At 36.7% G+C, this 14,364-nt stretch carries 13 protein-coding genes; 7 read left to right on the forward strand and 6 right to left on the reverse strand.

Annotation, left to right across the window (positions count from 1 at the left end):
- Window positions 1-25: 25 nt before the first annotated feature.
- Together IGI58_RS11465 and IGI58_RS11470 are read right to left on the reverse strand one after the other, a co-directional pair.
- Window positions 26-619, reverse strand: a complete 594-nt coding sequence (locus IGI58_RS11465) for a TVP38/TMEM64 family protein (protein ID WP_088271220.1) — start codon at window positions 617-619, stop codon at window positions 26-28.
- Between the two features lie 20 nt (window positions 620-639).
- Entirely contained in the window at window positions 640-3,207 is a 2,568-nt protein-coding gene (locus tag IGI58_RS11470; RefSeq protein ID WP_429953287.1) for a YfhO family protein, read from the reverse strand.
- Between the two features lie 365 nt (window positions 3,208-3,572).
- Between IGI58_RS11470 and IGI58_RS11475 the strand changes: the two genes are divergently transcribed.
- From IGI58_RS11475 to IGI58_RS11490, 4 genes are all read left to right on the forward strand, one after another.
- Window positions 3,573-4,874, forward strand: coding sequence for a bifunctional folylpolyglutamate synthase/dihydrofolate synthase (locus IGI58_RS11475; RefSeq protein ID WP_429953286.1), 1,302 nt, complete (start codon window positions 3,573-3,575; stop codon window positions 4,872-4,874).
- 55 nt (window positions 4,875-4,929) lie between these two features.
- A complete protein-coding gene (locus tag IGI58_RS11480) occupies window positions 4,930-5,592 on the forward strand; it encodes an HAD family hydrolase (protein ID WP_176372908.1) in 663 nt (220 codons plus the stop codon).
- 87 nt (window positions 5,593-5,679) lie between these two features.
- A complete protein-coding gene (gene radC / locus IGI58_RS11485; protein ID WP_429955307.1) occupies window positions 5,680-6,348 on the forward strand; it encodes a RadC family protein in 669 nt (222 codons plus the stop codon).
- A gap of 146 nt (window positions 6,349-6,494) precedes the next feature.
- Window positions 6,495-6,695, forward strand: coding sequence for a cold-shock protein (locus tag IGI58_RS11490; RefSeq protein ID WP_069636133.1), 201 nt, complete (start codon window positions 6,495-6,497; stop codon window positions 6,693-6,695).
- Between the two features lie 423 nt (window positions 6,696-7,118).
- On the opposite strand, the gene IGI58_RS11495 is transcribed toward IGI58_RS11490, so the two are convergent.
- Window positions 7,119-7,268 carry a hypothetical protein gene (locus tag IGI58_RS11495; protein ID WP_429953285.1) on the reverse strand — a complete coding sequence of 50 codons (150 nt, stop codon included), beginning with the start codon at window positions 7,266-7,268 and terminating at the stop codon, window positions 7,119-7,121.
- Between the two features lie 168 nt (window positions 7,269-7,436).
- On the opposite strand from IGI58_RS11495, the gene IGI58_RS11500 reads away from it, so the two are divergent.
- Entirely contained in the window at window positions 7,437-7,886 is a 450-nt protein-coding gene (locus IGI58_RS11500; protein WP_087642252.1) for a universal stress protein, read from the forward strand.
- 146 nt (window positions 7,887-8,032) lie between these two features.
- On the opposite strand, the gene rnjA is transcribed toward IGI58_RS11500, so the two are convergent.
- The 3 genes from rnjA to IGI58_RS11515 form a co-directional block, all read right to left on the reverse strand.
- Window positions 8,033-9,703, reverse strand: coding sequence for a ribonuclease J1 (gene rnjA, locus IGI58_RS11505; protein ID WP_087642253.1), 1,671 nt, complete (start codon window positions 9,701-9,703; stop codon window positions 8,033-8,035).
- 1 nt (window position 9,704) lies between these two features.
- Window positions 9,705-9,917, reverse strand: coding sequence for a DNA-directed RNA polymerase subunit epsilon (locus IGI58_RS11510; RefSeq protein ID WP_010770914.1), 213 nt, complete (start codon window positions 9,915-9,917; stop codon window positions 9,705-9,707).
- Between the two features lie 287 nt (window positions 9,918-10,204).
- Window positions 10,205-10,597, reverse strand: coding sequence for a YbaN family protein (locus IGI58_RS11515; RefSeq protein WP_429955305.1), 393 nt, complete (start codon window positions 10,595-10,597; stop codon window positions 10,205-10,207).
- Between the two features lie 190 nt (window positions 10,598-10,787).
- Between IGI58_RS11515 and IGI58_RS11520 the strand changes: the two genes are divergently transcribed.
- Both IGI58_RS11520 and efrB read left to right on the forward strand, forming a co-directional pair.
- Entirely contained in the window at window positions 10,788-12,518 is a 1,731-nt protein-coding gene (locus IGI58_RS11520; protein ID WP_429953284.1) for an ABC transporter ATP-binding protein, read from the forward strand.
- Complete coding sequence (gene efrB / locus IGI58_RS11525) at window positions 12,515-14,281, forward strand: multidrug efflux ABC transporter subunit EfrB (protein WP_429953283.1); 1,767 nt, start codon at window positions 12,515-12,517, stop codon at window positions 14,279-14,281. The genes IGI58_RS11520 and efrB overlap by 4 nt, the downstream gene beginning before the upstream one ends.
- Window positions 14,282-14,364: the final 83 nt, after the last annotated feature.

A 14,364-nucleotide genomic window follows, 5' to 3' on the forward strand; every position in this document is an offset into this window, starting at 1 on the left:
GATGGCTTAAAATGCCATTCCCTTTTTAGCGTATCAAGAATCGATTGAATAAAAATAATATAGCATACCCATAAGTGGCTACAGACCAAAATTTGAAAATCAACAGAATTTTCATATACTCTTTAAATGGCAACTCAGTTAGTCCAGCAACTAAACAGACTAAATCATCTGGTGCAAAAGGAACTAACAACGTTAAGATCATAAGTTTTTTGATTCCTTTTTGAGGACGGTCGACCATTCGTTCAAACTTGAGGTAACGTTTTTTTGATAAAATCAATCGTACAAAGGATTTGCCGTAATAGCGAGCAAGCCAATAAACAATGATTTCTCCAATGATCAAACCAATATAGCTATAAAACAATCCTTGAAGATTACCAAACATCAACATACCGACAACTGTGGAAATTCCACCAGGAAGAATTGGGACAATGACTTGAAGGATTTGTAAAAAAATGAAAATAAACACAGCATATTCACCAAACTGATCGATAAACGTTTGAAGTGACTGAACAGAACGAAAAATTCCTATAGAATAGCCATAAATTACTAAAGCTGTAAAGCATAGAACTCCTAGAATCGGCAATACATAAATGATTCGCTTTAAAAACGTTCTCTCCATACTGGAAATTCCTCTCTTACTCAAGCTGATTTTTTCTTTGAAATTCTTTTGAACAGTTGATAAAAGAATACGCCTAAAAGTACAGAAATGCTAATGAAAGTACCTATGATCAAATTCTTCTGATAATAACGCATACTGATTTTGTGTGTACCTGATGGTAGTTCTATTCCAGTGAAATTGCCTAAGATACGGTGACTGTCCACTTTTTTTCCGTCAACTGTTATTTTCCAATCTTTATCGTAAGGAATGGATAGATAAAGTAATGATGAATCATCTTTTTCAACAGTTATCGTGCCAGTTAAAATACCAGAAGTATGTCTGGTAAGCTGAAGTGCTTGTTCTTTTTGTTGTGCCACTAAAGAATCAAATTGTGACTGAGACAATGTTTTCAGGTCGATCGTATCTTTTTTTAGTGTTTTTTCCGTTTCTAATTGCAATTGTACGATCTCATTTTTCTTATAATAACCTAAATTGAAAATTTGATTCGTTGCAATATAGATAGAGGGCTCGATTTTTTTCCCATTTACCTTGAAAGAGGTGATTTTCTTCCAATTGATATCAGGAATATAAAGGTATAATTCACCATTAGCAGTTGTTTTTACTGTCAACGTATAATTATTCTCAGATTGAACGGACCAAAATGTTTTTTCGGCTGATTGAAAGTAATTAGACTGTTTTTTTCTGATACTTTGTAAAATTGTTTCTTGGTTTTTTAACGGTTGATTCTTGGTAAGTTTGATAGAGTCAAATTCGTTTGGTACTAGAAAGCCCATGCCGATCGCTTCAGCATTTTGATAAACATGAGTCGAAGAATCTCTGGAGATATCTTCTTGATTCGCTTTTTTATCGGGTGTCACTTGATAGCCAACGTTCAATAATAGGTTGATCACATTTGATTCATCGACATAAGCGATTCTTCGATCATTTTTTTGATAGAGTCCTAGTTCCTGCAATGTTTTTTGAGTCTTAGCTTCTAAAGTCGATGTATAACTTGAAACACCAGCGTAGCCGTAAAAAAGTGGGTTGTTGTAGCCGTTATTTTTTTCTTGATACCCAGCATCTTTAGAATTGATCGTTTGTTTGATACGAGATAAACCAGACTGCTTATTTTCTAAATCTGAAATGATTTCATTTTGAATTTTTGCTGTTTTACTAAACGTTTCTTGGTTTCCAAAAGGAATATCCTTGAAGCTGATCCAAAAATTGAAACTCAATTCAAAACTGACAACTAGGCACATTATAATAAATGCACTTGTTTTCTTTCTACCATTATTTCGCTGAATGAATGTGATCAATCCATAAATGATCCAAATGCTGAACAAACTAAAAAGATAGTAGTGATCTTCAAGTAAAAAATCTCTGTGATTTGAAAACTTCAAAGAGATATATCCGATAATCAATAAAGCTGAAAAAACACTAGGAACGATGATCTTTAATTTCTCTCCTTTTTTTAATTCCAGAAAGGCTTCATAAGCAAATTTGATGATCAAAAAGCTAAAGATAAATGTATTTCGATATGGAAAACCTGCTGGACTTTGGAACATATGCCAAATGGTATTGACCAACTCCAGCCAAAAACTAAGGAAAATGAACCCTACCAAAGCTGTAGCTCCAAGCTTTTCCTTTTTAGAGATCGTACTAAGCTGGAAATAAGCAAGAAAAAGCAAGACCATCAATATGCCTGAGAAGACAGTTGGTAAGTGATCTAAACGTGTATCAAAATTAACATTGCCTAAACCAAATTGTGAAAGAACATCGGGACCAAATTTGGGCTTAGGTAAAAAAGTTTGCCACTCAAAGTTTGTTTTATTCGTCGAAAGCATTCCTTCCACCGCGGGAATCAGGATGAAACTAGTGCTGATCCCGGCAAAGAAAGAAGTCACAAAGAATAAACGACCTTCTTTGATGAAATGCCAAAGTGATTTTTTCTCAGAAACAGATGATTTTTGATAGTACCAATAAAGGCTATAACAAACAGCGAAAATGCAAAGCATATAGCCCATATAATAATTGGTGACAATGGAGAAAAAGAGAACGCTGGCATACAACCAATATTTCTTCTTGTCCCATAATCGCTGAATACCTAATACAAGAAGTGGCAGCAGGATCAAAGCATCCAGCCACATGAAATTCAAACTATAAACAGTCACAAAGCCGCATAAGCTATAAGAAGTTGAAAATAATAGGGTAGCTGTGGACGCTTGTGAATATGTTTTATTAAGGTAATAGAACATTGAAGTTCCCATGAAAGAAATCTTCAATGTGATGATCAATAAAATCACGATCGGCAGTTGATCATAAGGAAATAATAACACCAGAAAATTGAAAGGACTTAACAAATAATAAGCAGTCAACGGTAGAATAGTTCCGCCAAGAGCATCTGAAAATGAATAGAGAGAATAGGAATCTCCTTGGAAAAATTGTTTGAAAGCACTTAAAAAAGGCATATATTGTGTGCCTAAATCGCTGACTAATAAATTATTATTTCCAAAAGGCGCTAGATTTAAGCAAGACCAAAGAATGATCAGCAGGAAAAATGGAAATAGAAAGCTTCCGCTTAGTAAAAAATACTTTTTTCTTTTCGACATGGTTCATAATACTCCTTTATACTAATGATTTATCGCTGTTTTAGGATAAAGGTTCAATCAATCTAAAAAATCAAACGAACTACCTGCAACAAAGCTATGAAATAAAAAAAGATTGGATAAGACCTAAAAAATAAGTCTAGCATGAAACATAATAATGAGGCAAAATATTGCATCTCACTTTATACATATAGTCTTGTTTATTTTATCATAGCAGCCCACGATTTGACGTTGCCCCTCATTTTTTTACTCTTTTTTTAAAAAATGTCCAAGTTTTTGGACAAATTTGACTGTTTTCAGAATTAAAAACATTAATTAGTGAAAAGAAGGTAGCCTTTCGCTATAATGGAGAATGAGGAGTTGATATGATGACACTAACGATAGAAGAAGCAATTGAATGGATCCATAGTAGACTGCCATTTGGCTCAAGACCAGGACTTGATCGTGTCGAAGCTTTATTGACACGTGTCGGAAATCCAGAAGAAAAAGTCCCCACGATTCATATTGCCGGAACGAATGGAAAGGGATCGACTGTTACATATCTACGTTGTATGTTAGAAGAGCTGGGCTTAAAGGTAGGTACATTTACCTCTCCTTACATTGAACATTTTAACGAACGGATAGCGATCAATGGGCAAGGGATACCTGATCATCAAATCATAAAGTACGTAGAAAAATATCAGCCGCTGATCAAGGAAATGGATCAGGATACTTCCGTATCAGGTATTACAGAATTCGAAACATTGACAGTAATGGCGCTGGATTATTTTTTAGATAAGCAAGTAGATATTGCGATTGTCGAAGTTGGATTAGGTGGATTATTAGATAGCACTAATATAGTAAAGCCGATCTTGACAGCAATTACGACGATCGGGAAAGATCACACTGAAATTTTAGGTGACACACTGGAAAAAATCGCCTTCCAAAAAGCAGGTATCATCAAAGAAAATATACCAGTCGTCACAGGTAACATTGAAGAAAATGCCTTAGCCGTTATTGAAGCAGAGGCTCACAAAAGACATAGTCGAATGTACCGTTATAATCAAGACTATAAGGTCGATTACCTACATCCTGATAAAAGTTGGGGCGAAACATTTCATTTTTATGGAGACACTGGCAAATTACCAAATATAAAAATTCCTTTACTGGGACGCCATCAAATAGAAAATGCTGCAGTTGCGATCCAATTGTTCTATTTATATTGTCAGTTGCGTCAGATCAATTTTAGAGATCGAGATGTATATCAAGGACTTGCTAAGGCCCAATGGCCCGCTCGCATGGAAAAAATCAGCGATGAGCCGTTGATTATTTTAGATGGTGCTCATAATGATCATGCTGTTCGTCGTTTGGCGGACAATCTTAAAAAGGAATTTTCTGGTCGTGAGATCCATATTCTTTTTTCCGCTCTTTCTACAAAGAATGTCGATCAGATGATCAGTATACTAAAACAAGTTCCGAATGTTCATCTGTATTTGACGACTTTTGAATATCCAAAAGCCATTGATTTGACGAAAATGGAGCATCTTGAAGATCATAAGACCGAGATTGTTTCTTTATGGCAGTTTGGTTTAGGTGAAATTTTAGAAAAAATGTCTTCGGATGATGTTATGCTAGTGACAGGTTCACTTTACTTTGTTTCTCAGGTTCGTGAGTTATTACTAAACTTATAATTTAGCCAAAGGGGAATCTTACAAAGATGACCTGATGCTTTTAATTTAGGAGGAAATGATGAGAAAGACAGATGGGATTATTTTTGATATGGATGGTTTGTTGTTTGACACAGAATTGATTTACTATCAATCAACGCAAAAAATTGCCGATGTGATGGAATTTCCGTATAGCAAAGAACTCTATTTAAAATTTTTAGGCGTATCAGATGAAGAGGTACAGGCAAATTATCATGAAATTTATAAAGAATTTGGTGAAGAGCGAGTAGCTGAGTTTATCGAACGTTCTTATGCAGATACGATCAAAGTATTTGAATCTGGTGAAGTCCCACTAAAAGAAGGTGTTATAGAGTTACTGGATTATCTTGATGAACAAAAAATTCCAAGAATGGTTGCTTCAAGCAATGTCCGTCCAGCTATTGAGCTTTTATTAGATGGAGCAGGAATCAAAGAACGTTTTTCAGGAATTGTTTCTGCTGAAGATGTGACTCGTGCAAAACCAGATCCGGAAATCTTCCAAAAGGCATTAGCTTTTCTAGGAACAGAGGCTGAACATACGTTGATTTTTGAAGATTCATTCCATGGCGTAACAGCAGCTGCTGCAGCTGGGATACCTGTGATCATGGTACCAGATCTTTTACCGCCAACAGAAGAAATCAGAGAAAAAACGATTGAAATCTTTGAAAGCTTGACCCAAGCTCCTGACTTTTTGAAAAAATAATTTCTTCACTTCTTTGCGTATCTTATAGAGAGAGACGTATGAAGGAGTGATTTTTTGATTAAAGAAGAAAAGCTGTTTATCAGAGAGATGCCGGAAGACTGCCTTCCAAGAGAAAGATTAGAGGTTGTGGGAGAAAAGGCTTTATCAAATCAAGAACTATTAGCGATTTTATTGAGAACAGGTTCGAAAAGTACAAATGTCATGGAAGTTGCATCAAAGTTTTTGAATTATTTTCATCATCTTTATGAACTGAAAAATGCGACGATCACTGAAATGATGGAAATTAAAGGGATCGGCAAAATAAAGGCGATTGAATTAAGAGCGGCAATCGAATTTGGTTATCGCATCCAACAGAGCACGCAAATGAAGCTGGGAAAAGTTTCATCAAGCTATCAGATTGCCCAAAATCTGATGTATGAATTACAAGATTTTCAGCAGGAGCATCTCGTCTGTTTATATTTGAATACAAAGAATGAAGTCATAAAACAAGAAACTGTTTTTAAAGGATCATTGAATCAAAGTGTGGCTCATCCAAGAGAAATCTTTCGTAGTGCTGTGAAATGTTCTGCCGCGCGTCTGATTCTTGCACATAATCACCCAAGTGGTAATCCAGTTCCTTCTGAAAGTGATGTTCATTTTACGCAAAGAATACAGGAGTGTGGGAAAATGATGGGAATTGAAGTTCTTGATCATATCATCATTGGTGAGCAATCTTACATCAGTATGAGAGAAGAAAATTTTTTCAGTTCAGACTAATTAGATTTCTTGCAAAAATAAGGCTTCGCATGTACAATGGATGTGTAATCTTGTTTGGGGCATATAGAAGTTTTTATTAAAAAACCCTCTATCGTACACGGGCAATGTTACAATATTTAGTGCTTAAGCACGAGGAGGAACAAAGAATGGAACAAGGAACAGTAAAATGGTTTAATGCAGAAAAAGGGTTTGGATTTATCTCTCGCGAAGACGGAAGCGATGTATTCGTACACTTCTCAGCTATCCAAGGAGACGGATTTAAAACTTTAGAAGAAGGTCAATCAGTAAGCTTCGACGTTGAAGATTCAGATCGTGGACCTCAAGCAGTTAACGTAGAAAAAAACTAATTCATCCATTCCAAAACATCTGACGAAAGTCGGATGTTTTTTTTGCTGTGAAACACTGCGACTGCTGCGCAGAGAGCGTAGTTTCCCTACTAGTGAAACACGACCTAAAGCTACGCACAAAACTGCGAACAGTACTAAGAAATCGAAAAGGACATCGTTACCGAACTAGTGAAACACCTGGAGAAATTCAATCAAAAAGAGGATATGAGAAGATAAGTACACCTAAGCATAAGGAAGTAGTTCAAAGCAGATGTTGAATTAATAGCCTGCCATCGATAAGATAAAAAAGCCAATACTTTTCAACATAAACAAAAACAGAGAAATCAATTTTTGGACAAACAAAAAAGGCATCCGTGATTATTTATCCACTAGATGCCTTTAAATCGTATTAGAACTTGAATCGCTCATTTAGGTTGTAACTCCTTAAATAGATTTTTTCAATTTCTTTACTGCTTGTGTAATCGTGATACCATAAGCAACATTTGCTTGGTTATCTGCATCGATAGCCATAAACAAATTTTTCTCTGTATCAAGCGCTACACGGTATTTTAATACTTTATTACCAAATGTCATAGTTGATTCTCCTTTCGTAGTTCTTTGAAAGGCAACGATATCTGATAACGAAATTCCACGGTTACTATATCATGATTTATTAAAGCTGTAAAGAGAAAAGTTTCAATTCTTTTGTTGAAAGCGTTTTTTCGTTGTATAATAGAGATACAACCAAAGGAGGTTTTTATCATGAGCGAATCGTACAAAAATATTTTAGTTGCTGTGGATGGTTCAGAACAAGCTGAGAAAGCATTTGAAGAAGCGATCAAAATAGCCAAACGAAACAATGCTGCACTACATGTTTTATATGTGATTGAAGAAATGGGAAACTATTTTGGCGAGTTAACGATGTCGATGGGCACAATGATGGAAGAACTTCGAGTAAAAGAAGAAGAAGAAATGAAAAAAAGAAAAGAGAAAGCTCTAGATGCTGGTGTGTTCAATGTATTGACTTATGTGATGTACGGGTATCCTAAAACATTGATTGCTGATTTTTCAGAATCTGAAGAACCGATTGACTTAATTGTCATCGGTCGAACTGGTTTGAACGGCTTCCAAAGAATGATGGTAGGATCAACAACGTCTTATGTTGTCAATCACACGAAAGCAAATGTACTGGTGGTCAATCATACAATGTAAATAACCTAGAAAAAGATGAACAATCGGCAAGTTATCTACTTTCTTACAAATATTTGAAGATACAGTAAGAACTGAAAATTAAATAAGAATAATAAAAAAAGTCCGTTTGGAATTATTCCAAACGGACGTTTTTGTTGTCATATTGATTATGATGTCATGATCATCGGTAAAATCATTGGGTGTCGTTCTGTTTTTTCAAATAAGAATGGCTGTAAGGCTGCTGAAATTGCATCACACAATTTTGCTTCTGTACAATTCTCATCACGAAGCGCTTCACGAATTGCATTAAACAATAAGCGCTGACCTTCATGGATCATTTCCCCAGATTCTCTCATGTAGACAAAACCACGTGATAGGATGTCTGGACCAGCTAATATTTCTTTATTTTTGATATCAACTGTAGCAACAGCTAAAACAAGCCCTTCTTCGGAAAGGATACGGCGGTCACGCAATACGACGTTTCCGATATCTCCTACGCCATTCCCGTCGACATAAACATCATTGGCATTAAAGTGACCAGCAATACGCGCATTATCAGCTGTCAAAGCCAAGACATCTCCATTTTCCATGATAAAGCAATTCTCCGATGGAACGCCTACATCTTGAGCAAGTGATGCATGGATTTTTAGCATTCTAAATTCACCATGAACGGGAACAAAATACTTAGGCTTCATCAAACGCAGCATCAATTTTTGCTCTTCTTGTCCACCATGACCAGAAGTATGGATATTATTGATTTTTCCATGGATCACTTCAGCACCAGCTTCTGAAAGCAGATTGATCAAGCGGTTGACACTTGTTGTATTTCCTGGAATTGGAGAGCTTGAAAAAATAACTGTATCTCCAGGTTGAATAGAAATTTGACGGTGAGTACCATTAGCAATACGACTTAGTGCAGCCATCGGTTCACCTTGAGAACCTGTACATAAAATCATCGTCTCTCCAGCAGGAAGCTGATTCAGCTCAGAGGCATCGACAAATGTCCCTTTAGGCACATTGATATAACCCAGCTGTTCGCCATTAACGATTGCATTTTCCATGCTTCGACCAAAGACGGCAATTTTACGTCCGGTCTTGACAGCTGCATCTGCAGCTTGTTGAAGACGAAAAATATTTGAAGCAAAACTGGCAAAAATGATTCGACCTTCTATTTTTTCAAATATTTTCAAAATAGAAGAGCCGATGGTTTTTTCTGATTTTGTAAAGGTTGGAATTTCAGCATTGGTACTATCCGATAATAGACACAATACGCCTTCTTCTCCTAATTTGGCCATACGATGAAGATTTGCAGGCTCACCGACAGGCGTGAAGTCAAACTTGAAATCTCCTGTAGCAACGACATTGCCCGAAGGTGTTTTAACGACAACACCTAAAGCGTCTGGGATACTGTGCGTCGTACGGAAAAAACTGATAGACGTTTTACGAAAACGGATTACTGTATCTTCATTGATTTCGTGTAGATCAGCATCTCGTAATAACCCGTGCTCATCCAATTTATTAGTGATCAAAGCTAACGCTAATGGACCAGCATAAATTGGAATGTTTGCCTGGCGTAAAAGAAACGGTACGCCTCCAATATGATCTTCGTGTCCATGCGTGATGATCAGCGCTTTAACTTTGTGCAGGTTTTGGACGATATAGCTGTAATCTGGAATAACATAATCGATCCCTAAAAGATCATCTTCCGGAAATTTGATTCCGGCATCAATAATAATGATCTCATCTTGGAATTGAACCCCATAAGTGTTCTTTCCGATTTCGCCCAAACCACCGATTGCAAAAACGCCGGTTTCATTATTTTTAATATTTACTTTCATATTAAAACTCCGTTAATGAGAATTCCGCATGCTCTTGTTCATAAGCTAAATGATTTTCATCAAGTGCTTGGATGTACTCAATATTGTATGGGGTATTTTCTTCTACTTGCTGACGCACGATAACGTCATTTTCAGCTTCAACGTAGATTGATTTTGTATCTTCTCTTTTTGGATTGCGTGTTTTTGTTTCTTGATAATAAACTTTATAGATCATAAGTATCTTCTCCTTTATCTGCCTCAGCAGTTGATTATGTATGTCTTATTTTTTACAGTAATTTTGAACACAACAAAACGAGGTGGCTGACCACCTTAAAAAAACAATTGCCACCAAAAACATTCGTTGATGATGTAATGAAGCCTCGACTTTGCTTCATTGTTCTTATTATGGAAATTATCTTTCTTTCAACCGTCCGTTGTGTTGTACTGAACAACAATTAATAAGTATTTTATCACAGAATAATAAATAAGTATAGAAACAGACTTACGACTTTAAAGAAAAACTTACGATCGTTCGGGCTTTTCTGTTTCTTTTCCGTTCTTTTTATTAAAGTATAGATTCAGTACGATCAAGTGGACTACATAGACAAAGCTCAAAGTCATAGTCATAAAAGGATTGCGCACGATCAAGCAGGGAATCGCGAAAATAATGAATAAAGTTGTGAATAATTTTACTCGTCCTAGAGGAGTGATTTTCTTTTCCACGATCGATTCTTGAATATATTTTTGATAATAGCTGGAATTGATGAATCTTGTATATAATTTTTCTGAGCTGCGCATCCAGAAAAAGGCTGTTAGAAGGTAAAAGACGGTTGTCGGTAAAATGGGTAAAAAGATTCCTAGAGTACCTAAACCAAAAGTAAAACTGCCTAAAGAAATATAAAGAAATTTTTTCATTCGGATATGTCCATCGCTTTCATTAAATAATGTAAAAATCAAGGAATTATCATTATACCATAGCTGAGGCTGTTCTGTTTTTCCTACATATAATTCCATAAAAAATTTCACCTAAATATAATTTACCTACCCCTCATGTTTATGCTATAGTGGGAGTACTGGATCAAAAAATGAAAGAGGAGATGATTGATTGAAATTGATGTGGCGTTACACGATGAGATACAAGAAATTATTGTTTTTAGATTTCATTTGTGTGTTTGGATTTATTTTGATAGAGCTAGGCTTACCAACGATTTTAGCACGTATGATCGATGTTGGTATTAAAAATAACGACTATGATTATGTAAAGCAGCAAGGATTATTGATGATCGTGATCACCGTTATTGGGGTAGCGATGAATATCATGCTGGGATATTTCGGCGCTCGGATAACGACGAATATCGTTCGGGATATTCGCGATGATTTATTTGAAAAGGTACAGACTTTTTCCCATCGTGAATATGAAACGATCGGTGTTTCTTCTTTGATCACAAGAACAACGAATGATGCTTATCAAATCATGTTGTTTATGGGGAATATTTTACGTATCGGTTTTATGACGCCGATGATGTTTTTTGTCAGTTTGTTTATGGTCGTACGCACGAGCCCATCTTTAGGTTGGTTTGTATTGGGTGCTTTGCCATTTCTTTTGATCGCGGTTGTTTTGATTGCTAAAGTCTCTGAACCATTGTCTAATAAGCAGCAAAAGAATCTTGATGGAATCAATGGTATTTTAAGAGAAAATCTTTCGGGCTTGCGGGTGATTCGGGCTTTTGTCAATGAGAAATTTGAGGAAAGCCGATTTAGTAAGGTCAATGAAGAGTATACAAAAAGCTCAAAAAGTCTGTTCCGTTTGATGGCAGCAGCGCAACCTGGCTTCTTTTTCTTATTCAATATCGTGATGGTATTGATCATTTGGAATGGTGCGCTTCAAATCGATCACGGCAGCTTACTAGTAGGAGATTTAATTGCTTTTATCGAGTACATTTTCCATGCGTTGTTCTCATTTATGTTATTTGCAAGTGTGTTTATGATGTATCCGAGAGCTGCTGTATCTGCCCGTCGGATACAAGAAGCTTTTGATATGGAGCCTGTGATTCGTGAAAACGAAGCAGGTATCACAGAAACAGAAACAAAGGGCTACTTAGAATTTAAGAATGTAACATTTGCTTATCCAGGTCATTCTGAAAGTCCGGTGATCCGCAATGTGAGTTTTAAAGCTTCACCAGGTGAAACAGTTGCCTTTATTGGAAGTACCGGAAGCGGCAAATCAACATTGATCCAACTAATCCCACGCTTTTACGATGTATCAGAAGGCCAAGTGTTGCTTGATGGTATTGATGTACGTGAGTATAAGCTAAGTGCTTTAAGAAACAAGATCGGCTATATTCCGCAAAAAGCATTGCTGTTTACTGGAACGATCGCAGAAAATCTGCGGTACGGAAAAGAAGATGCGACGCTGGAAGAAATGGAACAGGCGGCAGATATTGCGCAAGCTTCAGAATTTATTTCGCAAAAACCAGAAGGATATGATGAACTGCTTTCAGAAGGTGGAACAAACTTTTCTGGAGGACAAAAACAACGTTTAGCGATTGCTAGGGCAGTGATCCGTCGTCCAGAAGTTTATATTTTTGATGATAGTTTTTCTGCTTTAGATTATCAAACAGATGCTAATTTGAGAGCTCGCTTGAAAAAGGAAACGAAAGAATCAACGGTCTTGATCGTTGCTCAGCGTGTGGGTACGATCATGCATGCCGATAAGATCATCGTTTTAAATGAAGGCGATGTTGTCGGTATCGGTACGCACCGTGAATTACTTGAGAATTGCCCAATCTATTATGATATTGCGGCTTCTCAATTGTCAGAGGAGGAATTAGCATGAAAAACGCATTCTCTTCTATAAAACGTTTAGGAAGATACGTTAATCCTTACAAAGGAACGTTTATCTTAGTGATTATTTTTACGATCCTGACAGTTGCTTTTAATGCGGCGATGCCATATGTCTCTGGTTTGCCGATCACAGAAATCAGTAAAAACATAGCAGCCGGTGAAGGGTTGAATTATCCATACATCATCCAATGCCTGATTTGGATTTTGATTGTTGGGATCGGTTATTGTGCAGCACAGTTTTTATCAGGGTATTTGATGGCATCCGTGGTTCAGCATTCGATGCGTGATCTGCGTACGGATATCGACGAAAAAATCAATCGTTTGCCTGTATCTTATTTTGATAAGAATCAACAAGGGAATATTTTATCTCGTGTAACAAATGACGTAGATGCAGTAAGTAACGCGATGCAACAAAGCTTTATCAATATTGTCTCTGCAGTATTGGGCATCGTAATGGCGATCGCAATGATGTTTTATATCAACTGGCTGATGGCATTGATCTCTCTTGTGATGATTCCGTTATCACTGTTTATTTCAAAAACGATCGTTGGGTTTTCACAAAAATACTTCCAAGGGATGCAAAATGCCCTTGGTGATTTGAACGGATATGTTCAAGAAAATATGACTGGTTTTAGCGTATTGAAATTGTATGGTCGTGAAAAGGAAACATTGAATGGATTTAAAAAAGTCAACCACAATTTAAATAATTTTGGGTTTAAAGCATCGTTTATTTCTGGATTGATGTTGCCGCTTGTGCAAATGACTGCTTATGGAACATATATCGGTATGGCTGTTTTAGGAAGTTACTACGTTATTACTGGTGTGATCGTTGTGGGTCAGTTACAAGCCTTTATTCAATATATTTGGCAAGTAAGTCAGCCCATGGGGAACATTACCCAATTATCAGCAGCTTTGCAAAGCGCTTCGGCAGCAACGACACGAGTTTTTGAAATTTTAGATGAGCCGGAAGAAGAATTGAATGAACAAGATGTTCCTTTACCAGCGGAGCTACATGGTTCTGTTCAGTTTGAAAATGTCAGCTTTAGCTATGATCCTGAAAAACCATTGATCAGAAATCTGAATTTTGAAGTAAAAGCTGGTCAAACAGTGGCGATTGTCGGACCTACAGGAGCAGGTAAAACAACCTTGATCAATTTATTGATGCGTTTTTACGATGTAAATGAAGGAGCCATCAAAGTTGATGGGATCGATACGAAAACCATGAATCGAAGTGATGTTCGCTCTGTTTTCGGCATGGTTTTACAAGATGCTTGGCTATACGAAGGAACGATCGCGGCTAATATTCGTTTTGGTAAATTGGATGCAACAGATTATGAAATCGTCGATGCAGCCAAAACGGCGAATGTAGATCATTTTATCCGTACGATGCCGGATGGTTATGATATGGAAATCAATTCTGAAGGCGATAATGTTTCACTCGGTCAAAAACAATTATTGACGATTGCCAGAGCTGTGATTTCTGATCCAAAAATTTTGATTTTAGATGAAGCAACGAGTTCTGTCGATACTCGATTGGAAGCTTTGATCCAAAAGGCAATGGATCGAGTAATGGAAGGACGGACGAGCTTTGTGATCGCCCATCGTTTATCAACGATCAGAGAAGCTGATTTGATTCTTGTGATGAATCAAGGAGAAATCATTGAAAAAGGCACACACAATGAACTGCTGCAGCAGGGCGGTTTTTATGAAAAACTTTATAACAGTCAGTTCGCTGAAGACGGCGATTACGATTAGTATCTGCAAAAGGACATCGATTTCGGTGTCCTTTTTTTTCTTGATTTGAAGGAACGTATTGATCTTACTATTTCACAAAATTT

This window comes from Enterococcus sp. AZ020 (assembly GCF_050499205.1).
In the GTDB taxonomy this organism is placed as follows: Bacteria; Bacillota; Bacilli; order Lactobacillales; family Enterococcaceae; genus Enterococcus_L; species Enterococcus_L dunnyi.